Consider the following 25716-nt stretch of genomic DNA (forward strand, 5'->3'; position numbering starts at 1 on the left):
CGAAGCCCGCTTCTCAGAGCAGTTAAATAATTTCCCTGTGTTATCATTCGGCTTCAACTATAAGATATTAAGGGAATTACCTATGTGGGGTGCACTTGCTGCTTCATTAGCCGTACTTTCGTTTCAACGACAGCTATCCGCTTTCTTACTCCTATCCGCCACCGCTCTCGCTTTTAGCCAAGGCATATTAAACTTTAATGCACTCGGCTTTATGGCCGTTGTCGCTCTGGCTGGCGTAGCTCGATATCGCTGGAAGAACCAACAAAAAGGGGGATTCAACAGCGAAGTCTTATTAGTCTTGGCTGCCGTCGTGCTATTTCTGCATCTGGTTCCTGGCTTCAATAACCCAAAAATTCTCGATAAGGTCATTGCAGGCCCGCACAGTGCGCCGTTCTCAATGTATTACAATTTCGATAAAGCGTTGGTGCCATTTATCTTACTGCTGGCATTGCCAACGCTGTTCCGCACCTCCTCAACCGCTTCTCGTCCATACTGGAACTGGCTGCTATTGGGTATCAGCGTACCTGCTTTGCTACTTATCGCCGTTGCTTTGGGTGGCTTACGCATTGAATTGCATCAGCCAAGTTGGATTTGGCAATTTGCGCTGGCTAATCTCTTTTTTGTCTCTCTGGCCGAAGAAGCTCTATTTCGTGGTTATCTACAACAACGTTTAAGCGGATGGTTAGGCCATCTTCCGGCTCTGCTAATCACTGCGGTTATTTTCGGTTTAGCTCATTATGCCGGCGGTTGGCTGATGGTGGTTTTTGCTGGGTTAGCGGGCGTAATCTATGGTATAGCTTGGATGTGGAGCGGTCGACTCTGGGTCGCAACCCTCTTCCATTTCGGGCTTAACCTTATCCATTTGCTGTTCTTTACCTACCCGATGTACCACGCTTAAGTGAGTCGTCATCAGCGGTCTTGCAGAATTCTCCTTTTTGTAGGACCGCGTTACACTTTTCTCGGCTCAATCAGACCAAGTGTAAGCGTTACCACTTCCTGACGCTAAATCCGTGCTTGCAGACCCACCTTACGCACTTCACAATGGATGCCAGTCCTAACACTAGGCGTTTACATCGTTGTGTAAACGATTCCATTTATTTAGCATAGATCACCTTTTTAACGGTTTTCTCATGCTACCTTTATGACATTGAAGGTTCCAAAGGAGCGAATCATGATTGTTTTAGTCACCGGTGGTAGCGGTTACATTGGCAGCCATACTTGTGTTCAGTTAATCGCCGCTGGGCATACACCAATCATCTTAGACAATCTTTGCAACAGCAAAGCCAGCGTTTTGGAACGCATCAACACGCTTACCGGCAAGACACCCGCACTGTATCAGGGCGATATTCGTGACCGCGCATTGCTGGATCGCATTTTTGCTGAAAACCGCGTTGATTCCGTTATTCACTTTGCTGGGCTAAAAGCCGTAGGCGAGTCAGTGCAAAAGCCTTTGGAGTATTACGATAATAACGTTAGCGGCACCTTGGTTTTACTCGAAGCCATGCGTGCGGCAAACGTTAAGAATATGATTTTCAGTTCATCGGCGACGGTTTATGGCGACCAGCCCAAAATCCCTTATGTGGAAGACTTCCCGACTGGCAACCCATCTAGTCCGTATGGACGCAGTAAATTGATGGTTGAACAAATTCTTGAGGATTTGCATCGCGCGGATCCTGAGTGGAGCGTCAGCCTGCTGCGCTATTTCAATCCCGTTGGGGCGCATCCGTCAGGCCTGATGGGGGAGGATCCACAGGGAATTCCAAATAACCTGATGCCCTATATTGCCCAAGTTGCCGTGGGTCGCCGAGATTCTCTGGCTATTTTTGGCAATGACTATCCCACCGAAGACGGTACCGGCGTGCGTGACTACATTCACGTTGTCGATTTAGCTGATGGGCACTTAGCCGCGCTAAACGTGATGACCAATAAACCTGGCGTACATATTTATAACCTCGGTGCAGGTGTGGGTTATAGCGTCTTGCAGGTAGTGAATGCCTTTAGTAAAGCCTGTGGAAAACCAGTCAATTATCACTTTGCCCCACGCCGCGCTGGCGATCTCGCCGCCTATTGGGCTGACTCGACTCGCGCAGATAAAGACCTCGACTGGCGTGTGACTCGAACTCTGGACGATATGGCACAGGACACTTGGCGCTGGCAGTCACAGAATCCACAGGGTTATCCAGAATAATATTCAAAGGAGCATGACTAAAATGACCACATTTAATCCGGTCGATCACCCTCATCGCCGTTATAACCCATTGACCGATCAGTGGGTGTTGGTCTCCCCGCATCGAGCTAAACGCCCGTGGCAGGGTGCACAGGAAACACCGTCGAATCAACAGCTACCGCAGCACGATCCCGACTGTTTTTTGTGCGCGGGCAATACGCGTGTCACCGGAGACAAAAATCCGAATTACACCGGTACCTATGTTTTTACCAATGATTTTGCCGCACTGATGCCGGATACGCCCGATGCTCCGCAAAATGAAGATCCACTGATGCGCTGTGAAAGTGCACGAGGCACCAGTCGCGTCATCTGTTTTTCGCCAGATCATAGTGAAACGTTGCCTGAACTCTCGCTGCCTGCACTCGAAGAAATTGTGAAAACCTGGCAGCAGCAAAGCGCCGATCTAGGTAAAACCTACCCGTGGGTGCAAGTCTTTGAGAATAAAGGTGCCGCGATGGGATGCTCAAACCCGCATCCACACGGTCAAATTTGGGCAAACAGCTTCCTGCCAAATGAAGCCGCACGTGAAGATCGCTTACAACAAGCCTATTTCGCAGAGCATCACTCTCCAATGCTGTTGGACTACGCAAAGCGTGAAATGGCCGATGGTAGCCGCACCGTAGTTGAAACTCAGCATTGGATCGCCGTTGTGCCTTACTGGGCAGCATGGCCGTTCGAAACACTGTTACTGCCTAAAACACACCTGCTGCGTATGACTGATATCAATGAAGAACAACGGGCTGATTTAGCGGTTGCGTTGAAAAAATTGACCAGTCGCTATGACAACCTTTTCCAGTGTTCCTTCCCATATTCTATGGGCTGGCACGGTGCACCGTTCCATGAGATTGACTGTGTACACTGGCAGTTGCATGCGCATTTCTATCCCCCACTGTTGCGCTCCGCAACCGTGCGTAAATTTATGGTCGGCTACGAAATGCTGGCCGAAACTCAGCGCGATTTAACCGCAGAGCAAGCCGCCGAACGTCTGCGTGCCGTTAGCGACGTCCATTACCGTAAAGCCAATGCCAAATAAGGAAACGAAAATGAGTCTGCAACAACTTGCTAGTGTGACACAGGATATTTTTACCCGTTATTTTGGCTATGCTCCGGCAATGACCGTGCAGGCGCCGGGTCGTGTAAATTTGATCGGTGAACACACAGATTATAATGATGGCTTCGTACTGCCTTGCGCCATCGATTATCAGACGGTGATTAGTTGCGCCAAGCGTGACGATCGTACTGTACGTGTTATTGCCGCCGACTATGATAATGAGCAAGATGAATTCTCTCTTGATGCGCCGTTTGAATCCCACCCCACCAAAATGTGGAGCAACTACGTTCGCGGCGTAGTGAAATATTTGCAGATTCGTAACCCAAACTTTGGTGGTGCTGATTTAGTCATCAGCGGCAATGTGCCACAGGGCGCAGGATTAAGTTCTTCTGCTTCGCTTGAGGTTGCTGTTGGGCAGGCATTTCAAGCGCTGTATGACTTACCATTAGATGGCGTGCAACTAGCGCTAAATGGCCAAGAAGCGGAAAACAAATTTGTTGGCTGCAACTGCGGGATTATGGATCAATTAATCTCGGCCTTAGGCGAAGAAAAGCATGCTTTATTGATTGACTGCCGTTCACTCGAAACCCACTCCGTACCAATGCCAAAAGACGTTGCGGTGGTCATTATCAATTCCAACGTCAAACGGGGTCTTGTTGACAGCGAATACAATACACGCCGCCAGCAATGCGAAGCCGCAGCAAAATACTTCAACGTCAAAGCACTTCGTGATGTTACACAGGCCGAATTCGAAGCCAAACAGGCAGGTCTTGACCCTCTGGTTGCTCGTCGTGCGCGCCACGTTATCACGGAGAATGATCGCACCGAAGCCGCTGCCAAAGCGCTCGCTGCGGGCGATCTCAAATTGATGGGAACATTGATGGCTGAATCCCACGCTTCCATGCGAGACGATTTTGAAATCACCGTGAAGCCTATTGATAAATTAGTCGACATCGTGAAAGACGTGATTGGCGAACGTGGTGGCGTTCGTATGACTGGCGGTGGTTTTGGTGGCTGTATTGTTGCGCTGATGCCACTGGATCTGGTCGATGAAGTCCGTGCCACCGTTGAGCGTGAATATCAGGTGCAATCTGGGATTAAAGAGACTTTCTACGTCTGTTACCCATCGCAGGGAGCCAGCGTATGCTAAATTTCTCTGAATCTTCACGAGGCCCTGATGGCGAACCGTTCCAATTCACAACGTTGACGAATAAGTCCGGTAGCGTTGCAACCTTTATGGACTGGGGGGCTACCTGGGTCTCATGTCAGATCGCACTCAACGATGGCAGCATGCGCGAGGTACTGCTCGGCTGCCAAACACCTGAACAGTTTACTCAGCAAAGCGCTTTTTTCGGTGCCACCGTTGGCCGCTATGCTAACCGTATTGCCAAGGCTCAATATGTCTATCAAGGCGAGAAAATCGTCTTGCAGCCAAGCCAAGGAGAAAACCTCCTGCACGGTGGTCCTGAAGGTTTTGACAAACGCCGCTGGGAACGCGTTTCTCATGATACTCACCACGTCACTTATCGGTTGGAGTCTGCCGATGGCGATCAGGGATTTCCTGGCCATCTTGCTGTGCAAACGACCTACCGTTTAACCGAAGACAACCGTATTGAAATTAGCTGGCAGGCGACCGTAGATAAAACCTGCCCGGTAAACTTAACCAACCATGCCTATTTCAATTTAGATGGCGACGGTTCAACAACCGATGCGTTAGCGCAGAAACTTCAGCTGTTTGCTGATAAATACCTGCCGGTTGAAAGCGATGGTATCCCCTGCGGAGACCTCACCGACGTCACCGGTAGCGGCATGGATTTCCGCCAAGCCAAAACGTTGCAACAAGACCTGCTGAAAGATCGCTGCCAACAACGCGTCAAAGGCTACGATCATGCCTATCTGTTGCATGACACCTGCCATAACGGCAGCCACCCAGCCGCGATCCTCACCGCAGCCGATGGCAAAATTGAAATGCAGGTATTTACTGATGCCCCTGCCCTGCAGCTTTACAGCGGTAATTTTTTGGCAGGAACGCCGGATCGCCGTGGCGCACAATATGCGGCTTATGCCGGCGTGGCGTTAGAAAGTGAGTTTTTACCTGATACCCCTAACCATCCTGAATGGCCGCAGCCAGATTGCTTTATAAAACCAGGTGAAAAGTATCAGGCTGCAACGACATATTGGTTTGTGGTGAAGGGGTGAGTTTTAGGCAGTAGCGCACACTCGCGGCATCTGAGCGTTCCTCTATGGGATTGCGGTGAAATGTTTCGTTCGCCGGTCAGCAAATGCGTTTCCATGAACCCGCTGGCGAAGGCGACCGATGAGGGGCGCCAGCGCGCCCCTTCAATCCGCGCGCTTTTTATCCGAGATGCCATCTCCGCTCCGGTTTGGTATCGCCCATCCAGGGCGCCCCAAACTCCGTCACGACATCCCTGTCGTGCCGGCTCTCCCTACGAAGACTTAAACTAAAAACCGGCCACGCTTTTTGTTTTGACGTTGACCTTTTCCGGCACGTTGTTCTTCAGCCGAAGTGAGGAATGAAGGCTAGGATTCGCCGACAAGGACACCTGCACAAGGCTTATGTGATATTCGATGCTTTAGGCGTACGAAACCTTTCACCACAACGCCCCTAAAAGTTACCCATCAGTAACAAAAAAGTTAAATCAACCTACTGATTTTAAAAAACATCCTCTCCTGACAGTTCTTTACCCTCTAGCCCTTGTTCACTCTTGATGCTAAACGCTAAACTGGAAGCCGATTATTTTTGAGTGACTGTTCATTCCCATGTCTATCAGCAGCAAACTTCAGCAACGAATGCATAACCTACGCGTGAGAAACGTGTGGGCGACTGTGTTAGTTGCTTGTTGGGCGTTACTGAATGCGCAATTGGCTATTGCGGGTCACCAATGCAATATGAATGTCGATGGCCCTGCGCCGATGATCCAGCATGTGACCCATATGCAGGGTGCCCCTGCCGTAGTGGCGCATCACATGCAAGTGTCGGAAACCATGTGCGAGAAGCACTGTTCTCCGGACAGCATGAAGCAAGATCATGCTGAAGCGCAGTTAACGTTAAATGCTATCCCCGTGAGTACTGAAATTGCGGCGATAGATCTTGCTGCCGTTGAGCTACCTGCCGATGTCGAATGGCGTCAGCCCCCCTCCATCGGACCTCCAGCCGAAATACGCTTTTGTCGCTTTAGAGAATAACTCCTGACGTAAAACCTCAATGTGGTTTTGCTGTGCTGTTTTTACCAATGCACAGCGGGTTTTTCGTCTTTTTTACAGGAGTTATTTTATGTCTTATATCATCAATATCCGCGCCCTATGCGTGACAACCGCCGTTCTGTCTGCATTGACACTTTCTACACCGTTGTTTGCCAATACCCAACATCATGACATGAGCAATATGCATGACAGCATGCAGCATCATGACACTAGCGCTACCGTCTATCATTCTTCTGGCACCGTGAAAAGCTGGAGCCAAGAGAACGGCGTCTCGCTAACCCATGCACCTATCCCAGCACTGCATTGGCCAGCAATGACCATGACGTTTTCTCTACCGTCAACCTCCGCCATTAAGCCTGTTGCACCCGATAGCAAGGTGAATTTCAGCTTTATTCAAACCGAATCTGGTTATCAATTAACTGAAGTTCATCCAGTTCAGTAACGGAGAAACATCATGCAAAACCGAAAGCAGCGCCGCATTGCGGCGTGGCTGGCGGCGATGTTTTTCCTGCCTGCCGCTTCTCAAGCGGCAAACCTGAGCTTGGATGAAGCCCTGAATGCCGCCCAAAAATACTCGGCGGCGCTCTCAGCTAACCAGCATCAGGTTAATGCACTGGAAAACATGGCTGACTCTGCCACTCAACTTCCCGACCCAAAATTGAAGTTTGGTATCGAAAACGTCCCTGTTGGCGGGGATAACGGACGACGATTAACGCGTGAAGGGATGACCATGCAGCGCGTTGGCATTATGCAAGACTACGTCAGCAGCGAAAAACGAGAGCGTAAGGCCGATACCCTGCGCGCAGAAGCAGCTAAAACAGCGGCTAACTCGCTTGCCATTCGGGCTCAGCTACAGCGAGACACCGCACAAGCATGGCTCGATTTGGCATTAGCTCAGCGCAGCGAAGAGCAGGCCAAAAAATTGGTCAGCGAAGGGCAACGCCAACTCCCACTGCAAAATGCTAGCGTTGCCAACGGTAGTGCGCCGAGCAGTGCCATTGACGCCAAACTCACCTTAGCCGCGATGCAAGATCGGGTCACCGATGCCAGCCGCGATGTACAGGTCGCGCAGGCTCGCCTGATGCAGCTAACGGGCGAAAGCGACGTTCGCACGGCGGGTTCTCTGCCCCGCTATCAACGCTTGCCTGCCGATCGTGATGTGCTCATTCAAGCTATCGACCGCCATCCTGAAGTGCTACAGGCCAAACGTGAATCAGACGTTGCACATGCCCGATCCGAGCAAACTGCGCTCGCCGCCGTGCCCGATGTGGGAGTAGAAGTCTATTACGCTAAACGTGGGGATGATTATGAGGATATGGCCGGCGTTATGTTTACCGTCGATCTGCCGCTGTTTAAATCCAAACGTCAGGATAAAGACTATGCCGCTGATGTGTCTCGCAGCATGGAGGCTAACGATCAGCTCACGCTCATTCAGCGAGATCATCGCGCTCAGCTAGATACTCTCATTGCCCAATATCAGGCGGCGCAAAACCGTTGGCAGCGCCAACAGCAAGAAGTCGTACCGCTACAGCAACAAAAAATTCGTCTGCTGGAAGCCCAATATCGTGCAGGTAGCAGTTCCTTAGCCGAAGTGATGAGTGGTCGACGCGACCTCTTGGAAAGCGAATTAGCCTCCGTGGCTGCCGAACGTGAAATGGCCAAAATCTGGGCCTCAATCCGCTATCTCATTCCGCAAGGGGCTGCACTATGAAAAATAAATTTACGTTAAGCGCTATTGTTGCTGCCTTGATCATCGCTGGCTGGGGAGGCTACACGTTAGGCTCACAGTCCCGCAATTCTCATGGTGTAGAGCCGACTAAACAGGCTTCAGATGATGGTCGGAAAGTGCTGTATTGGTACGATCCCATGGTTCCTGGCCAGCGATTCGATAAACCAGGAAAATCCCCGTTTATGGATATGGAGCTGGTGCCGCGCTATGCCAATGAATCGGGACCAGAATCCGATAACGGCGTCAGCATCAGCGCACGTCAGCAGCAAAATCTAGGCATAAAAACCGCCGTGGCTGAACGCCATACGTTTAGCAGTAATCTGAAAGCCTATGGCACCGTCGCGGTCAATGAACGCACGTTAAGCACTCTCTCCGCTCCCAGCGCAGGAGTTATCGAGCAGTTAAAAGTGAGAGCCTTGCAGCAAAGCGTTAAAGCTGGTGAAACGTTAGCCGTCATCTGGAATCCGAGTTGGAGCAGCGCTCAGCAAGAATATCTGGCAATCCGAGCAATGGGTGATAACGCGCTCACTCAGGCTGCTCGCCAACGTTTAGCACTGCAGTTTATGCCTGAAAGCGTTATCCGTGCGGTAGAACGCAGCGGCAAAGTACAACCTCGTATGACGATTGCGGCTCCGCGCAGCGGCTATGTTTCTAAGCTAGAAGTTCGTGAAGGGCAGCAGGTTGCAACCGCTCAACCACTATTTGAACTCGCCAGTCTCGATCCGGTATGGGTTGTCATTGATTACCCGCAGTCACAGGCCGATAGGCTTCGCTTGGGCGATAGCGTCACCGCCACTAGCAGCGCATGGCCGGGCGTCAGTTTCTCTGGACGCGTTAGCGAGCTGTTGCCCGAACTTGATGCAACCACCCGTAACCTAAAAGCGCGCATTGAACTCAGTAATCCTAAGCAGCAATTAAAACCAGGCATGTATTTAAACGTTGCCAGCATCAGCAGTCATGAACGCAGCGCATTGGCCGTTCCACAGTCTGCACTAATGACTACCGGTGAAAATACTCACCTGCTGTTAAGCGACGGCAATGGACACTTTACGCCGGTTGCCGTGCGTACCGGTGAATCACAAGGTGAGTGGGTTGAAATCAAGGATGGCATCACTGTCGGGCAGTCTGTCGTGACCTCTGGCCAGTTCATGCTCGATTCCGAAGCCAGTCTACGTAACGCGTTACCTCAATTTAGTGATGACAAACCTGCCACAGATACGACATCAGACGAAATATCACAAACCGCTCAGTACACAACAACCGGCGTGATTAAAGCGGTGGATGGCGAAAATGTGACAATCAGCCATGAAGCTATACCCGCTCTGAAATGGGGTCCCATGACCATGGACTTCACCTTGCCAGGAGGAAAACTGCCCGAAGGCGTGCAACTCGGCTCCCATATCAACTTCAGCTTTAGCATGGATGAAAATGGCATTGTTATCCGCCACATCATGCCAGCAGAGATGAAAATGGACATGTCAGGAGGCCAATCATGATCGCCTCCGTAATACGCTGGTCGCTCAAAAATCGCCTGCTGGTGCTACTCGCCGCTATCGGCCTTGCGGTGTGGGGGTTATGGGCAGTACAGAAGGCACCACTGGATGCTCTGCCCGACCTTTCGGATACGCAGGTCATTATTCGCGTTAGCTACCCTGGCAAAGCGCCACAGGTGGTTGAAAATCTAGTGACCTATCCGCTCACGACCACCATGCTATCAGTGCCTGGTGCTAAAACCGTGCGCGGTTTCTCCATGTTTGGCGACTCTTACGTTTATGTACTGTTTGACGACGGCACTGATCCTTATTGGGCACGATCACGCGTGTTGGAGTACCTGAGTCAGGCACAGTCTACGCTGCCCCCAGAGGCCAAGGCATCATTAGGCCCCGATGCCACCGGCGTCGGCTGGGTTTATGAATATGCGCTAACCGATACCACAGGAAAATATAGCCTAGCCGATTTGCGTGCCTTGCAGGACTGGACGCTGAAATATGAGCTAAAAACAGTGCCTAATGTTTCCGAAGTTGCCAGCGTTGGCGGGATGGTTCGTCAGTATCAGGTTGTCTTACAGCCGGAGAAAATGCGCGCGCTTAACGTTACCCATGAGCAAATCTCCACCGCGATTAAATCCGCGAATCAGGAAGGCGGCGGTTCGGTTCTGGAACTGGGTGAAGCGGAATATATGGTGCGAACCTCTGGTTACCTGCAATCGCTAGACGACTTCCGTAACGTCGTCATCGCTAACCGTAACGGCGTGCCTGTGATGCTATCTGACGTTGCAACATTACGTTTAGGGCCGGAGATGCGCCGTGGCGTAGCCGAACTCAACGGTGAGGGTGAGGTCGCGGGTGGGATCATCGTGATGCGCTCGGGTAAAAACGCCCTTGAAACCATCAATGCCGTCAAAGACAAACTGCAGGAATTGCAAAAAAGTCTGCCTCCCGGCGTGAAGATCGTAACAACCTACGATCGCTCTCAGCTCATTGAACGCGCCATTGACACCCTTTCGCATAAACTGCTGGAAGAGTTCATCGTGGTTGCTGTGATTTGTGCGCTATTCCTATTCCATTTCCGTTCGGCATTGGTGGCCATTATCAGTCTGCCGTTGGGGATTTTGGGGGCGTTCGTCATCATGCATTATCAGGGGGTGAACGCTAATATCATGTCGCTGGGAGGTATTGCTATCGCCATTGGCGCTATGGTCGATGCCGCGATCGTGATGATCGAAAACATGCATAAGGTGCTCGAGCAGTGGCGACACGAGAATGAAAATCGCACGCCAAGCAACGCCGAGTATTGGAAGATCGCAGAAAAAGCCGCCGTCGAGGTGGGCCCAGCGCTGTTTTGCAGTTTACTGATTATTACTTTGTCGTTTATTCCAGTATTCGCCCTAGAAGCGCAGGAGGGAAAAATGTTCTCTCCACTCGCCTTCACAAAAACGTATGCCATGGCGGTTTCCGCGGGTTTAGGTATTACTCTAGTCCCCGTTCTGATGGGCTATTTTATTCGCGGAAAAATCCCTGATGAAAATGCGAATCCAATCAACCGCTGGCTGATTAAAGCCTATCATCCTTTATTAGATTGGGTGCTGGCGCGTCCTAAAACCACGTTGGTGATAGCCGCCGCATTGCTGTTAGCCACTGCGTATCCGCTAAGTCGATTAGGCAGTGAGTTTATGCCATCGCTCGACGAGGGTGATTTGTTGTACATGCCTTCAGCGCTGCCCGGTATTTCTGCCCGTGAAGCCAGTCGCCTGTTACAACTGACCGATCGCTTAATCAAAACCGTACCCGAAGTCGAAAGCGTCTTTGGTAAAGCTGGCCGCGCGGAGAGCGCCACCGATCCCGCCCCGCTCACCATGCTGGAAACAACGATTCGCTTTAAACCTCGCGAACAGTGGCGCGAAGGCATGACCATGGACACGCTGATTGCCGAACTCGACGCTCGCGTTCAGGTACCGGGGATTGCCAATGTCTGGGTGCCTCCGATTCGTAACCGTCTGGATATGCTATCTACTGGCATAAAAAGCCCCGTGGGCATCAAGGTTAACGGTAATAATCTACAGCAGATTGGGGACGTCGCCGAACAAATTGAACGCGTAGTACAAAAGGTACCAGGCGTTACGTCTGCGCTAGCTGAGCGCATGACCGGCGGGCGCTATATCGATATTGATATTAATCGCATCGCAGCAGCTCGCTACGGAGTGACCGTCAAAGAACTGCAATCGTTGGTATCGAGCGTTATCGGCGGTGAAAATATTGGCGAAACTATCGAAGGACGAGAACGATTCCCTATCAATATCCGCTACCCACGTGAAATTCGCGATTCCGTTGAGAAACTAAGAGCGTTACCGGTGGTTACCGCGAGCGGGGCTCAGGTCGCGCTGGGGGATTTAGCTCAGGTTCGCATTAGCGAAGGGCCACCTATGTTGAAAAGCGAAAACGCGCGTCTTTCTGATTGGGTGTACGTTGACCTCCGTGGCCGCGATCTGAAATCAGCAGTCGAAGAAATGCAGAGCGTGGTAGCAGAACAGGTGAAATTGCCTGAAGGCGTTTCGTTAAGCTGGTCAGGGCAATTCGAGTATATGGAACGCGCCAGCGCCAAGCTGCAAATGGTATTACCGCTTACGTTGATGATCATCTTTGTCCTGCTCTACATCACCTTTGGCAAGATCCGTGATGCCCTGCTGATTATGTGCACCCTGCCCTTCGCCCTAATCGGCGGTGTATGGTTGCTTTATCTGCTAGGTTATAATCTGTCAGTTGCTGGTGCCGTAGGCTTTATCGCTCTGGCGGGTGTGTCAGCCGAGTTTGGGGTAATTATGCTGCTTTACCTCAATCATGCCGTTGAAAAACATCAGCAAGGTGACCAACCATTAACTCATCAACAAATGTTGGCGGCGTTACACGAAGGAGCCGTGCTGCGAGTACGGCCGAAAGTGATGACGGTAGCCACGATTATGGCGGGTTTACTGCCTATAATGTGGGGCGGCGGCACGGGCTCTGAGGTCATGCAACGAATTGCAGCACCGATGATTGGCGGTATGGTCAGCGCACCTCTGCTCTCAATGCTGGTGATCCCTGCGGTATATTTATTGCTACACCCAGCAAAAGCGCAACAGCCACCTAAAGACTGATGGCTCTCACGCGTCGAAGCACTGCCTTAAACGGCAGTGCTTTTTCGTCTCTAACAACTGAATTAGGGATATAAGACGAATATATTCTCCTGAGATTTATCCGTTTCTCACTGTTTTCAAGACACTTTTATAAAAGTCTCATTCCTTTTCTTTGAATTGCCATCTACGCTTATTACGTAGCTGTATGTCTCAGCAATAATTAATCTAAAGCAACAAAACGACGGCAAAAATAAGGAATCATCTATGTTTATGCGCAAGGTTCTCCCTTTAATGGCAGGTTTGCTGCTGGCTGGTAGTGCTCTGGCGGCCGATCCTGCATCCACAGAGAGTAAAGCAGTTAAAGCCCCATCAGCGAAACAGCTCGCCCAGCAAAAGAAAATGACTGACTGTAGCCAGCAAGCAAGCAGCCAGTCTCTGAGCGGCGATGCTCGAAAAAACTTTATGAGCACTTGCTTAAAAGCTGAGACCAACCCGACCTCGACCACGCTGACCCCTCAGCAACAAAAAATGAAAACCTGTAACGCCGAAGCAAAAACCAAAACCTTCAAAGAAGGCGAACGTCAAACCTTCATGAGCGATTGCTTGAAGAAAAAATAATTCCCTAAACGCCTCGCACCTTTAGTGGGCGTCACTCGCGAGGCGTTTTTACTGTTTCCCTTTGTTTCTAATCTACCAATAACTTTTTGTGCATACCCATCCCTCCCGAAATTAGCTATGTTTAAACTCAGCTATTGCTGTTTACCCGATGATGGCAATATAATGATAATAGTTATCATTTAATAAATTACTCTAAGGAGTTTCCCCATGGCTGTAACGAAATTAGTTTTGGTACGACACGGTGAAAGCGAGTGGAACAAAGAAAACCGCTTTACCGGCTGGACTGACGTAGAGCTGTCTGACAAAGGACGTGCAGAGGCAAAATCTGCAGGTAAACTTTTAAAAGAACAGGGTTTCTCCTTTGACTTCGCTTACACATCTGTGCTGAAACGAGCCATTCATACTCTGTGGAACGTTCTTGATGAGCTGGAGCAACAGTGGCTGCCGGTTGAGAAATCATGGAAATTGAATGAGCGTCATTACGGTGCATTGCAGGGGTTAAACAAAGCCGAAACTGCCCAAAAATATGGCGATGAACAAGTGAAACTGTGGCGCCGTGGTTTTGCGGTCACACCTCCAGAGTTGACTAAAGAAGATGAGCGCTATCCTGGGCACGATCCACGCTACGCTAAATTGAGCGAGCAAGAATTGCCAGTGACTGAAAGCTTGGCCACCACGATAGACCGAGTCATTCCGTACTGGACCGATGTGATTAAACCACGCATCGCCAGCGGCGAACGAGTAATTATTGCTGCGCATGGTAACTCTCTGCGTGCGCTGGTGAAATATTTAGATAACCTAAGCGAAGATGAAATTCTTGAGCTTAATATCCCTACTGGCGTACCGTTGGTGTATGAGTTTGATGAAAATCTGAAGCCGTTGAAGCGTTATTATCTTGGCGATGCCGCTGAGATTGCCGCCAAAGCTGCAGCCGTTGCAAATCAGGGTAAAGCGAAATAATCTCGCCTTTTCTGGACAATAAAAAAGCGCCTCACGGCGCTTTTTTATTGTCTGCTGTAATTTAGCCATTCAGATTAAATTTAAACAAGCGTATTCACCATAATGATGAACTTGATAAAGTCATAATTTGAATAACTTATTAACGCTAGGCTATTTACGAGTTAACACAATTCATTACAACACAAACTTGTTAATATATTACAGTATTGCCTACTCTCTTTTTCGACCACACTTGGGATTATATCAATGAACAAATTCTCTAAAACCGCAATTGCAGTATCCGCTCTCGTTTTTTCTAGCTTAGCATTGGCATCGAGTAATACCGGCGGAAACTCGCAACCGGAAGCACAGCAAGATCCAATGATTCAGCACCTGCATTTGACCCCTTCTCAGGTTGAGAAGATTAAGGCCCTTCGTGCTGAAACCGATCAAAAAATGGCATCTATTGATACCAAAGATATACAGAATGGGCTGCTGATTAATATCATTGATTCAGGGAAATGGGACGAAGCTGCGGTAAAAAAGCAAATTACCGCATTTGGTAAAGCGCAAGAGCAAGCACGCTACTATCGTATGCAGTATTTCTTTAATCTGAGCAAAGTATTAACACCAGAACAGAAAGCGCAGGTCAAAAGCGATTTGGCTCAGGAAATGGAACAGCAACAATAACCAGAGCTATCAGATTTTATTTAGTAAAAAGCCCACAACGTGGGCTTTTATCGTCATGAAGGGCATTTAGCCACGACGCACTTTAACAGCCTGAGCCAGTTGACGCAGCACCGTTTCAGTATCGTTCCAACCAATGCAGGCATCGGTAACACTTTTGCCATAAACCAGCGGCTCAGAGCCTTCCAGATTCTGGTTTCCCTCTTCGAGATGGCTTTCAATCATCACGCCCATGATCGCTTTATCGCCCGCTTTAATCTGGTTGCAAACATCGGTACAAACTTCAAGCTGTTTTTTAAACTGCTTGCTACTGTTTGCATGGCTGAAATCAATCATGATCTGCTCGGCCAAGCCGGCTTTCTTCAGCCCTGCCTTGACTTCCTGCACGTGGGCGGAGCTATAGTTTGGCTCTTTACCACCACGTAAAATAATATGGCAATCACCATTGCCGCTAGTATTCACGATAGCCGAATGGCCCCACTTGGTGACAGATAAGAAACAATGCGCGGCGCTTGCTGCGTTAATCGCGTCTATAGCAACTTTAATAGTACCATCGGTGCCATTCTTGAACCCGACTGGACAGGAAAGCCCAGAAGCTAGCTCTCGATGGACCTGAGATTCGGTCGTACGTGCACCGATTGCGCCCCAGCTCATCAAATCAGCCAGATACTGTGGCGTGATCATATCGAGGAACTCGCCCGCAGTCGGTAATCCAATATCATTGATATCGAGTAACAGCTTACGTGCGATACGTAGCCCATCATTAATCTGATAGCTGCTATCCATATGTGGGTCGTTGATAAGCCCCTTCCAACCTACCGTAGTACGCGGCTTTTCAAAGTAAACTCGCATCACAATTTCTAGCTCACCGTTCAGCTCTTGGCGCAGACTAAGCAAACGCTGAGCGTACTCTTTGGCAGCTTCAACATCATGAATAGAACATGGACCGATAATCACCAACAAACGATCGTCTTTACCTTTGAGGATCTGATGAATTGCACCTCGAGATTGCGACACCGTCTCTGCTGCAAACACTGTAGCCGGAAATTTTTCTAGCAGGGCAACAGGTGGCAGGAGTTCCTTAATTTCTTTAATACGTAAATCATCGTTCTGGTAATTCATAACTATTCCGTTGGTGTCGAAGGGGATTAATAGACGAATCTCCAATCTAGCCGTTTTACGCAGCGATTGTAAACGGCCTTTGTTCAACAATTTCTTGATTTAAGCCCACTCTAGCCTAGCTAGCCACGGTCACCTCTTCATCATGAGCCACCATTGATGATGATTTTAAACACATTAATCAGCATAAGTGGATATTGAACAGCTTGAGTAAAAGCACGTCCAACAACAAAATTTGTGTCTGACATAAAAATCTTTTCCGCATAAAATAGTTTCATTCGGTTACGAACAATCAGTTGCGCAAAGACTCTTAGCACACCCATTCATAATTATTATTTTTAATGGGATTATTAATTTATAATTCAGCCATGGTTTAAGGTTGGATGCTTGCTTAGTTTTCTATGCTGCATTTATAATCAGATACAAATCTGATAGAGAAAATATCATGCAATGGACAGCAAGAAACTCGATAAAATAGTACAATCTTTTATATGCTTTAGCATTTTTATGCTTTGGTATTTTATTTCTTATGTCGCGTTTTTTCTTAATAACTATAAAGAACTCTATCAAAGTGGATATCTTATTTCATTTATGAGTTTTGCACTTTGGCTTCCTTTATCATATATTGCCATAAGAAAATACTCTACTCACTATAACGATATAAAAATAGGCGGCATCGATACCCAAAGCACACTATTTTTTATAACATTCATCCTTATTCTAAGGGTAATATCCGCTTTTTATGATAAGCCAGAAGCATGGATTGAATCGATTACGACTTATTCAAACTTATCTTTTTTCCTATTTTCAATTTGCGTTTGTTTTTTAGCCCCCATCTATGAAGAGATCGTATTTCGCGGTTTTCTGCTAAATGCATTTCTTCTGTGGGGGCCTAAAGCAAAAATCTGCGGAATCGTACTAACATCGATTTTATTCAGTCTTATGCATACTCAATATAGCTCCCCGACAACCTTTATCGAGCTATTCACTTTTTCTGTCATATTATGCTATGCAAGAATATACAAAAATGGATTACTACTTCCGATGTTACTGCATTTTATTTTCAATTCATTTGCAACGCTATTGTTTATATTAAATCGATAGATGGAAAATATTTTTGACGCACTTTTAGGTAAAAAACATCGCAGAATGTTCCGTATCCACCCGTCCTATGCTTAAACTATAGTTAAAATCCTAAGTGCATTAAGGACAAAAGATGTCAGGTCATCAACATTCTCATTCAACTCAAGGCAGCGATAGTAAACGCTTGATACTGGCGCTAGCCGTCACTGCTATATTTATGGTCGTCGAAGTTATCGGCGGCCTCATTTCAGGCTCGCTGGCCTTACTCGCCGACGCAGGTCACATGCTCACCGACACTGCAGCCCTCTTCGTTGCAGTCATGGCTGTGCGCTTTGCCACTCGCTCTCCCACGCTGAGACACTCGTTCGGTTTCTTACGCTTCACAACGCTTGCTGCTTTCATTAACGCAGCAGCACTTGTTGTCATTGTTTTCATCATTGTATGGGAAGCGGTAAAGCGTTTTATGTCGCCCGAACCCGTGATGGGGGGAACTATGTTGGTGATCGCGATCGCTGGGTTATTGGCCAACATTCTCTCCTTTTGGCTACTGCATCACGGTTCTGAAGAAAAAAATATCAACGTACGTGCCGCAGCGCTGCATGTAATGGGTGATTTATTAGGCTCTGTCGGCGCGATTGTAGCTGCATTAGTTATCATGTGGACCGGATGGACGCCAATTGACCCAATCCTTTCCGTCGTCGTTTCCTGTCTGGTTTTACACAGCGCTTGGGGCTTACTGAAAGAGAGTACGAATGAATTGCTGGAAGGTACGCCTGAAGATGTAGATGTCCCACAGCTACAACGCGATTTATGCCATGAATTTCCCGAAGTCCGCAATGTTCACCATGTGCATATCTGGCAAATCGGCGAACAACGTCTGATGACCTTGCATGTGCGTGTTATTCCGCCTCACGACCACGATGGGCTGTTAGATCAGATCCAACATTATCTCGCAGAGCACTATCAGATTGGACATGCAACCATTCAGATGGAGTTTAACGGCTGCGAAGAACATGATTGCGATCTTATGACCCATGTGAAAATGCCATCTGGACATAACCACTCTCACGGCCATACACACGAACATAACGGATAAGTAAGCAGTTACTCGCTAGTTCAGTTGCAAAGAAAAAGGGAGCCTCATCATAGTATGAGGCTCCCTTTTTAGCGTTATATCATCCCTATCAGGCCACACTCATCGTTGGCTGATGGGTGGGACTCAATGCACGCATAGCCTTTAACGCTTCTTCAGCACGAGTTAGCACTTGCTTACATTGCTCAGCCGTAATGGTTAACGGTGGCTCAATACGAATCGATTTTGAGTTATTGAGCGTTCCTGCAACTAAAACATTGCGCTGGAACATTTCTCGTGAGAACGAATAGCCCACTTCGCTCTTCACAAACTCAATGGCCTGCATCAACCCCTGACCGCGAACTTCCATCATAAACTCAGGATATTGCACCGCTAGACGGCGGAATCCATCCATCAATTGCTGACCACGCTCGGTAGCTTTAGCTGGCAGATTTTCCGTGAGTATTACGTTGAAGGTTGCGAGCGCCGCTGCACAGGATAAAGGGTTACCGCCGAAGGTGGTGGTATGCAGGAAAGGATTATCAAACAGAACCGAGAATACCTTTTCCGTCGCCACCGTAGCACCGATAGGCATAACGCCGCCGCCCAGTGCTTTCGCCAGACATAAAATATCTGGGGTAACATTCTCATGTTCACAGGCAAACATCTTGCCAGTGCGCCCCATACCCGTCTGCACTTCATCGAAAATCAGCAAGGCACCGTATTCGTCGCAAAGCGCTCGAACAGCAGGCAAATAACCTTTCGGTGGCAAAATGACCCCACCTTCGCCTTGAATCGGCTCCAGCAGTACTGCGGCAACATCATCGCCGGTCTTCTTGCATTCGTGCAACTGGGTGCGTAATGCCTCAATATCTCCGAAAGGAACATGGTGAAAGCCTGGCAGCAGTGGCATAAAAGGACGTCGGAAGATAGATTTCGCGGTAGCTGACAGTGCACCCAAGGACTTACCGTGGAATGCGCCAGTCGCTGCGACAAAGGTATATTTTCCATGCGGGGATTGATAAGCCTTCGCCAGCTTCAGCGCAGCCTCTACAGACTCCGTTCCGCTATTGCAGAAGAACGTATATTTGAGATCGCCCGGCGTAATAGCAGCCAGCGTTTTCGCCAACATAGAACGCAGTGGATCAAGGAGTTCTTGGCTGTGCAGAGGCTGCTTTGCCATCTGACTTTCTACGGCGGATATGACTTTTGGATTACGGTGCCCTACATTGAAAATACCGAATCCACCCAAGCAATCGATATACTCGTTCCCCTGAGTGTCGACAAGCGTGTTAAGGCCACTCGCTTGCCATTCTACGGCTCCGTAATCCCCGCCTGCCGTAACCGATTTCCGATATTCAAGGAAACCAGGATTAACGTACTCCTTAAAATTGCTCAATACTTCTTTGTTCAAAGCCACCATTTCATCATGCGTTAGCGACTTCTTTTCAATCCAGTTCAATGCCTGCTGAGTACACTCTAGCGGGTTAAGTACCACGTTTGTTCGAGACAAAATGTGCTCCTGAATTCGTCGACATCACATGACGTCAGTTTAAATATTGCACAAATTGCACCAAATGCAGCCCGCCACTGCATTTCGATAGAAAATAGTTATTTAATAGAACCAACAGGATTAACGCTGTTTAAGAAAATAATTGCTGGCAGAAAAAATCGAGGCTCTAAATAGTCGATTAGCGTGAAATCGCCAGTCGGAGTGTGTGCTCACCATCACAGTGCAAGCATGAACTATAGCAGTGCATTCTAAATCTTGCCCGTTTTGAACAAGCTTTAAACAAAAATTCATAAAAAAATGGCCTGAGGTTTCATTCTCAGGCCATCGTCAAAATAACAGTCGTTTATTCTGCCGCGACGGACAGTGGTTGCGAACCATTTTCTCGCGCGCTTTTGATCCAAAGCCAAGCGCCATTCAGTGCAATAGCGGTGAGGAGCACATATTCCAAAGCCATGACGTAGACGCCCTGCAAAGCAAAAATCACTACGCTTATCACGTCAATGATGACCCAAAGGATCCAATTCTCAACATATTTACGCGTCATCAGCACCATTGCCACAATAGACAGCACCATCATGGCAGAATCCCAGAATGGGAATGCATCAGGCTGTAACTCAGGCAAAACAACATTGAGCCCCAACGCCTGCATCAGCGAGACACTGATTTTGGTCAAAAATGCAAAAACGACGTCAATGTTATAAGTCATAAATAGCAGACAGACGATGGATATCGTCGTCCAAATAGCGGCCGTTGGTCGAGATAACCAGCGGATTTTCAGCTCGGCTTGATTATCGCTGGTTTGTCTACTCCATGCATACCAGCCATAGATATTGGCTGCGAAAAAGAAAATCTGTAGCAACAGACTCGCATAGAGCTGAATCTGGAAGAAAATCACCGCAAACAGCGACACGTTAATCAGGCCAAACGCATAGTTAATGATTTTCTCTTGGCTGGCATACCAGATACACAGCAATCCGAATAGCGTGCCGACGGCTTCGATCCACGACAGATCATAACCACCTTGCCCCAACGGGATATGTATCATGATGTTGGAAGTGCTTAAGAAATCCATATGTTCCTCACCTTCCTGAGATCAATCAGGCGTTACCTTTAATGTTAAGCTTCAAATCGCTGGCAAACTGCAACATGCGATTCAACGGAATCAGAGCACGCTCACGCAACGCAGCATCAATATGAATCTCGTGATTGCTCCCACCCTGTTCCAATCCCATAGCAATGGCGTGAAGGCCATTCATCGCCATCCAAGGACAATGGGCGCAAGTACGACATGTCGCTCCCTCGCCAGCAGTCGGTGCTTCCAGCAAAACTTTATCGGGACAAGCCTGTTGCATTTTGTAGAAAATACCACGATCGGTAGCCACTATCATTTGTGGATTAGGTAACCGCTGGGCAGCCTGAATAAGTTGGCTGGTAGAACCAACAGCATCAGCCATATCAACAATGCTCTGCGGCGATTCGGGGTGTACGAGAATTGCAGCTTCAGGGTAGAGTCTCTTCATCTGCTCTAGTGCCTGTGTCTTGAATTCATCATGCACAATACACGCCCCTTGCCAGCAGAGAATATCAGCCCCCGTCTGGCGCTGCACATAACGCCCCAAATGGCGATCAGGAGCCCAAATAATTTTCTCACCAAGGCCATCAAGGTGCTCAATCAATTCGACAGCAATACTGGAGGTCACAACCCAATCGGCCCGTGCTTTCACCGCAGCTGACGTATTTGCATAAACCACAACCGTTCGGTCGGGATGAGCATCACAAAAAGCACTGAATTCATCGACTGGGCACCCAAGATCAAGCGAGCATTCTGCTTGCAACGTCGGCATTAGCACGCGTTTTTCAGGGCTAAGGATCTTGGCGGTTTCGCCCATAAAGCGAACCCCCGCTACCAGTAGCGTCGTAGCCGGATGATCACGCCCAAAACGCGCCATCTCGAGCGAATCGGATACACATCCCCCAGTCTCTTCAGCCAAAGCCTGAATTTCAGGATCGGTATAGTAATGGGCGACTAGCACCGCGTTATGCTGCTTCAGCAGTGTTTTGATCTTCTCGCGGTAAAAACGTTTTTCATCTGGAACCAGCGGAGCGGGCTTGGGTGGAAAAGGGTATACCGCAGCATTTGGGTCAAACATCGCGCTATAGCTCATATTGGAGGATTGATCGTTTGGCGAGTATACAACAAATGATTAACACCAGTGAGCATTAATTAGGCTTTTTGTTTTATATACTAAACATTGCTAGCAAATACGAGGGCTAGCCGATCGGGAAAAAGACAAATTAACGATGAAATGTTTAGTATCGAGGATGGCAAGTGGCGCGGATGATTTTTATGCGGGATGACTCGGCTTAGCCTTGCCCTTCGAGTCGTCGCAAGCGTTGCTCAAAATTGTTCACGACAAGTGCACGATATCTTTTTGTAGGGAAATTAAAACTAAGATGATACTTGAAGAAATGGTGGGTCGTGCGGGATTCGAACCTGCGACCAATTGATTAAAAGTCAACTGCTCTACCAACTGAGCTAACGACCCGCTGTAGCGGAGTGTAGCGTTCTTCGAATGGTGGGTCGTGCGGGATTCGAACCTGCGACCAATTGATTAAAAGTCAACTGCTCTACCAACTGAGCTAACGACCCATTCGAGTGTGCTACTTCAGCAGAAAAACCGTTTGATGTTCAAACATAATAAATAAATGGTGGGTCGTGCGGGATTCGAACCTGCGACCAATTGATTAAAAGTCAACTGCTCTACCAACTGAGCTAACGACCCATTTATTTATCTGGCTTTACTACTTTAAAACGTTTTGAAATGGTGGGTCGTGCGGGATTCGAACCTGCGACCAATTGATTAAAAGTCAACTGCTCTACCAACTGAGCTAACGACCCATTTCAAAATTTGTTGCCTAAATCACTCTGTTTCAGTTTGTCTGGGCAACGGCGGCATATATTACTCATTTATCAGGACAGCGCAACCAAAAATTTTAATAATCAGTTCAATTGATTGCACTTCGTACGTTCAGGCCCATAAATTAAACAGATCGTCTATTTCTGAGCCTGAAAATACGCTTATAACGCAGCAATACGTTTTTGTGCCTGCTTTGCCGAATCGCTGGTTGGATACTGCTTAATGACCTGCTGATAGACGGCCTTGGCTTTATCAACCTGCCCTTTCTCTTGCATGATCACCCCAACCTTATACATTGCCTCAGGCGCTTTTGGTGATTTAGGGTAATTTTTAACGACTACAGCAAAATAATAAGCCGAATCGTCTTTTTTACCTTTGTTGTAAAACAGCTGGCCTAGCCAATAGTTGGCATTTGGCTGATAGGTCGAATCTGGGTATTGCTTAACAAAACTTTGGAAGGCGGTAATCGCCTGATCGTTTTGTTTTTTCACCAGCACCAAATCAACAGCACGGTTATAGTCTGTGTTGGCATCACCGCTACTCGCTGGCGTTTCTGCCGCTGTAGAAGCGGTTGCCGCCGCAGGAGCTGCTGCCGCGCTAGAGTCAGAACCTGTTGAGGTCGAGGCGGCCGGAGCGGCTGTAGCCCCCGTACTGGCACTGCCTTGGCTGTCTAACTGCAAAAGGATCTGTTTTTGACGCTCAACAACTTGATTCAGTTGATACTGACTTTCCTGAATTTGACCACGGAGAGTGTCAATATCACGCTGGTTATCAGAGAGTTGCTGCTGGAGTTGAGAAAATAGTTGACCCTGAGCATTCGTGATACGCTCAAGTGAGGTGACTCGATCTTCAACCGAGCCGGAGCCGACGCTACTGATTGGAGCTTGGGCAATAGCGGCCCAAGGGGCCGCTATTCCAACCAGTAACGACAGACTCAACAAGTGAAGTCTGAAGTTACTGCTCATGCGATACTCGTTTTACTAGCAATTAGTAAACCAGTACGGCACGACGGTTTTTAGCATAGGCTGCTTCGTCGTGGCCCAGTACTGCTGGTTTTTCTTTACCGTAAGAAACGATAGAGATCTGATCAGCACCTACGCCTTTACCTTGCAGGTACATCTTAACTGCGTTAGCACGACGTTCGCCCAGGGCGATGTTGTACTCAGGAGTACCGCGCTCATCCGCATGACCTTCTACAGTCACTTTGTAAGATGGGTTGTTACGCAGGAAAGCAGCGTGTGCGTCCAGCATCTGAGCGTAGTCAGAGCTTACATCGTACTTGTCTAGACCGAAGTAAACGATGTTATTTTTCTGGAGTTCTTGCATCTGCAGACGAGCCTGTTCTTCAGAAGACAGGTTGCTGCTGCCGTTTTCCATACCGTTACCAGCGTTAGCACCCATCGCTGATTGATCGTCGTTCGCATTTTTATGTGAACTACAAGCAGCTACGGCCATAATTGGCAGTGCTAGCATCAGCCCCTTCAGAACTTTGTTCAGTTGCATCTCTTTGATCCTTTTATAATTTGCTATACATATCTTTTTATACATGCATCACAGATACGGCGACCAGGCAGGGAATTTCACCTGACCATCGGTTGCCGGAAGACGCGCTTTGAAACGCCCGTCGGTCGAGACTAGCTGCAACACGGAACCCAGTCCTTGAGTAGAACTATAGATAACCATGGTACCATTTGGCGCGATACTCGGCGTTTCGTCTAGGAACGTGCTGGTCAAAACTTGATTCGCATTCGATCCGAGATCCAGTTTAGTGATGTGCTGTGAGCCGCCGCTTGTGCCAACCATGACAAGGAACTTGCCGTCAGAACTTACGTCGCCATCCTGATTCTGAGAACCTTCCCAGGTCAGACGCTCAGGCGCACCACCATTAATATTGACTTTATAAATCTGTGGACGTCCACCCTGGTCAGAAGTAAATGCCAGATTTTGGCTGTCCGGGAACCATGAAGGTTCAGTGTTATTGCTACGGCCATCAGTCACCTGACGAATAGCACCTGAGCCCAGATCCATAACATACAGATTCAGACTACCGCTTTTCGACAATGCAAACGCCAGTTTGCTACCGTCCGGAGAAAACGCTGGGGCACCATTGTGGCGTGGGAACGACGCGACCTGACGGATAGCTCCGTTAGAAAGAGTCTGAATCACCAATGCTGATTTACCGCTTTCGAAGGTTACGTAAGCCAGTTTGCTACCGTCTGGAGACCATGCCGGAGACATCAACGGCTGCGGTGAACGGTGAACGACGAACTGGTTATAACCATCGTAGTCAGCAACGCGCAGTTCGTATGGGAACTGACCGCCGTTGGTCTGAACAACATAGGCAATACGCGTGCGGAATGCACCTTTAATACCGGTCAGCTTTTCGAACACTTCATCGCTGCTGGTATGAGCCGCATAACGCAACCACTGTTTGGTCACTTTATACTGGTTCTGAGACAGCACGCTACCAGGGTTACCAGAGGTATCAACCATCTGATATGAAACCACATAGCCACCGTCAGCGCTTGGCTGAACCTGACCAACCACGACGGCATCAATACCTAATGCTGTCCAAGCGGCTGGAGTCACTTCAGCAACGGTCGTTGGCTGTTGTGGCATACGGTTAGTGTCAATCGGATTGAATTTACCGCTGTTACGTAAATCAGCAGCCACAATTCCACCAATATCTTCAGGAGCAGAACCCGGCCCCATCCATTTGAAAGGCACTACACCAATTGGGCGAGCAGTATCCACACCCTGAGTAATCACTATTCGGACTTCCGCGTGGAGCACACTGGCCCACAGGATTAACAGCCCCATCGCTACACGAAACGCCTGCTTCATCATATCTCCCTTATCTGACCCCGATGGCCACGATAATTTAGCAGAATTTTAACAAACCAACGCACACAAAACTACATAT

General features: G+C 48.5%; 22 protein-coding genes and 4 tRNA genes. 15 read left to right on the forward strand and 11 right to left on the reverse strand.

Translation table 11 applies throughout. The features are described from left to right. Positions 1-82: 82 nt before the first annotated feature. The 13 genes from M988_RS13795 to M988_RS13855 all read left to right on the forward strand — a co-directional run bounded on the left by M988_RS13795 (position 83) and on the right by M988_RS13855 (position 15091). Positions 83-898, forward strand: coding sequence for a CPBP family intramembrane glutamic endopeptidase (locus tag M988_RS13795; protein ID WP_064574613.1), 816 nt, complete (start codon positions 83-85; stop codon positions 896-898). A 273-nt stretch (positions 899-1171) separates the two neighbouring features. Further along, a complete protein-coding gene (galE, locus tag M988_RS13800) occupies positions 1172-2188 on the forward strand; it encodes a UDP-glucose 4-epimerase GalE (RefSeq protein WP_008812803.1) in 1017 nt (338 codons plus the stop codon). 22 nt (positions 2189-2210) lie between these two features. Further along, on the forward strand, positions 2211-3260 hold the full coding sequence (gene galT, locus M988_RS13805) for a galactose-1-phosphate uridylyltransferase (RefSeq protein ID WP_064574614.1): 1050 nt from the start codon (positions 2211-2213) through the stop codon (positions 3258-3260). Positions 3261-3270: 10 nt separating this feature from the next. Further along, positions 3271-4428 carry a galactokinase gene (gene galK, locus M988_RS13810; RefSeq protein WP_039187061.1) on the forward strand — a complete coding sequence of 386 codons (1158 nt, stop codon included), beginning with the start codon at positions 3271-3273 and terminating at the stop codon, positions 4426-4428. Next, positions 4422-5477: a galactose-1-epimerase gene (gene galM, locus M988_RS13815; protein WP_064574616.1), complete on the forward strand. Its 1056-nt coding sequence runs from the start codon at positions 4422-4424 to the stop codon at positions 5475-5477. The genes galK and galM overlap by 7 nt, the downstream gene beginning before the upstream one ends. A 582-nt stretch (positions 5478-6059) precedes the next feature. Continuing rightward, complete coding sequence (locus M988_RS13820) at positions 6060-6485, forward strand: hypothetical protein (protein WP_064574618.1); 426 nt, start codon at positions 6060-6062, stop codon at positions 6483-6485. A gap of 88 nt (positions 6486-6573) precedes the next feature. Beyond that, positions 6574-6945: a copper-binding protein gene (locus M988_RS13825; RefSeq protein ID WP_064574621.1), complete on the forward strand. Its 372-nt coding sequence runs from the start codon at positions 6574-6576 to the stop codon at positions 6943-6945. Between the two features lie 12 nt (positions 6946-6957). Continuing rightward, the gene (locus tag M988_RS13830) at positions 6958-8214 is read left to right on the forward strand and encodes a TolC family protein (RefSeq protein ID WP_008812797.1); all 1257 of its coding nucleotides are present in this window, start codon (positions 6958-6960) and stop codon (positions 8212-8214) included. Next, a complete protein-coding gene (locus M988_RS13835; protein WP_064574623.1) occupies positions 8211-9728 on the forward strand; it encodes an efflux RND transporter periplasmic adaptor subunit in 1518 nt (505 codons plus the stop codon). Before M988_RS13830 ends, M988_RS13835 begins: the two co-directional genes overlap by 4 nt. After that, on the forward strand, positions 9725-12865 hold the full coding sequence (locus M988_RS13840) for an efflux RND transporter permease subunit (protein WP_064574625.1): 3141 nt from the start codon (positions 9725-9727) through the stop codon (positions 12863-12865). Before M988_RS13835 ends, M988_RS13840 begins: the two co-directional genes overlap by 4 nt. A 243-nt stretch (positions 12866-13108) precedes the next feature. Further along, positions 13109-13462, forward strand: coding sequence for a PsiF family protein (locus tag M988_RS13845; protein WP_004096639.1), 354 nt, complete (start codon positions 13109-13111; stop codon positions 13460-13462). A 207-nt stretch (positions 13463-13669) separates the two neighbouring features. Beyond that, positions 13670-14422: a 2,3-diphosphoglycerate-dependent phosphoglycerate mutase gene (gpmA, locus tag M988_RS13850; protein ID WP_004096635.1), complete on the forward strand. Its 753-nt coding sequence runs from the start codon at positions 13670-13672 to the stop codon at positions 14420-14422. A gap of 246 nt (positions 14423-14668) precedes the next feature. Beyond that, positions 14669-15091: a Spy/CpxP family protein refolding chaperone gene (locus M988_RS13855; RefSeq protein ID WP_039187072.1), complete on the forward strand. Its 423-nt coding sequence runs from the start codon at positions 14669-14671 to the stop codon at positions 15089-15091. Positions 15092-15157: 66 nt separating this feature from the next. Here the strand turns inward: M988_RS13855 and aroG are convergent, their stop codons facing one another. Beyond that, positions 15158-16210, reverse strand: coding sequence for a 3-deoxy-7-phosphoheptulonate synthase AroG (aroG, locus tag M988_RS13860; RefSeq protein ID WP_039187074.1), 1053 nt, complete (start codon positions 16208-16210; stop codon positions 15158-15160). Positions 16211-16798: 588 nt separating this feature from the next. Between aroG and M988_RS13865 the strand changes: the two genes are divergently transcribed. Both M988_RS13865 and zitB read left to right on the forward strand, forming a co-directional pair. Continuing rightward, positions 16799-17311, forward strand: a complete 513-nt coding sequence (locus tag M988_RS13865) for a CPBP family intramembrane glutamic endopeptidase (protein WP_223283636.1) — start codon at positions 16799-16801, stop codon at positions 17309-17311. Positions 17312-17423: 112 nt separating this feature from the next. Further along, positions 17424-18386, forward strand: a complete 963-nt coding sequence (zitB, locus tag M988_RS13870; RefSeq protein WP_039187078.1) for a CDF family zinc transporter ZitB — start codon at positions 17424-17426, stop codon at positions 18384-18386. 88 nt (positions 18387-18474) lie between these two features. Here the strand turns inward: zitB and ygjG are convergent, their stop codons facing one another. The 10 genes from ygjG to tolB all read right to left on the reverse strand — a co-directional run bounded on the left by ygjG (position 18475) and on the right by tolB (position 25637). Next, on the reverse strand, positions 18475-19875 hold the full coding sequence (gene ygjG, locus M988_RS13875; RefSeq protein WP_008812791.1) for a putrescine aminotransferase: 1401 nt from the start codon (positions 19873-19875) through the stop codon (positions 18475-18477). A gap of 343 nt (positions 19876-20218) precedes the next feature. After that, positions 20219-20947 carry a nicotinamide riboside transporter PnuC gene (pnuC, locus tag M988_RS13880; protein ID WP_008812790.1) on the reverse strand — a complete coding sequence of 243 codons (729 nt, stop codon included), beginning with the start codon at positions 20945-20947 and terminating at the stop codon, positions 20219-20221. Between the two features lie 25 nt (positions 20948-20972). Continuing rightward, the gene (nadA, locus tag M988_RS13885; protein WP_039187081.1) at positions 20973-22040 is read right to left on the reverse strand and encodes a quinolinate synthase NadA; all 1068 of its coding nucleotides are present in this window, start codon (positions 22038-22040) and stop codon (positions 20973-20975) included. Positions 22041-22345: 305 nt separating this feature from the next. Next, positions 22346-22421 (reverse strand) — tRNA-Lys (locus M988_RS13890). Between the two features lie 28 nt (positions 22422-22449). Beyond that, positions 22450-22525 (reverse strand) — tRNA-Lys (locus M988_RS13895). Positions 22526-22582: 57 nt separating this feature from the next. Continuing rightward, positions 22583-22658, reverse strand: a tRNA-Lys gene (locus M988_RS13900). A gap of 40 nt (positions 22659-22698) precedes the next feature. Next, positions 22699-22774 (reverse strand) — tRNA-Lys (locus tag M988_RS13905). 180 nt (positions 22775-22954) lie between these two features. Continuing rightward, positions 22955-23758 carry a cell division protein CpoB gene (gene cpoB, locus M988_RS13910; RefSeq protein WP_039187083.1) on the reverse strand — a complete coding sequence of 268 codons (804 nt, stop codon included), beginning with the start codon at positions 23756-23758 and terminating at the stop codon, positions 22955-22957. A 22-nt stretch (positions 23759-23780) separates the two neighbouring features. Continuing rightward, the gene (pal, locus tag M988_RS13915; RefSeq protein ID WP_008812787.1) at positions 23781-24296 is read right to left on the reverse strand and encodes a peptidoglycan-associated lipoprotein Pal; all 516 of its coding nucleotides are present in this window, start codon (positions 24294-24296) and stop codon (positions 23781-23783) included. Between the two features lie 48 nt (positions 24297-24344). Next, positions 24345-25637: a Tol-Pal system beta propeller repeat protein TolB gene (gene tolB, locus M988_RS13920; RefSeq protein ID WP_008812786.1), complete on the reverse strand. Its 1293-nt coding sequence runs from the start codon at positions 25635-25637 to the stop codon at positions 24345-24347. Positions 25638-25716 lie beyond the last annotated feature (79 nt).

Origin of the sequence: Hafnia paralvei ATCC 29927 (assembly GCF_001655005.1) — a bacterium.
Taxonomy (GTDB): Bacteria; Pseudomonadota; Gammaproteobacteria; order Enterobacterales; family Enterobacteriaceae; genus Hafnia; species Hafnia paralvei.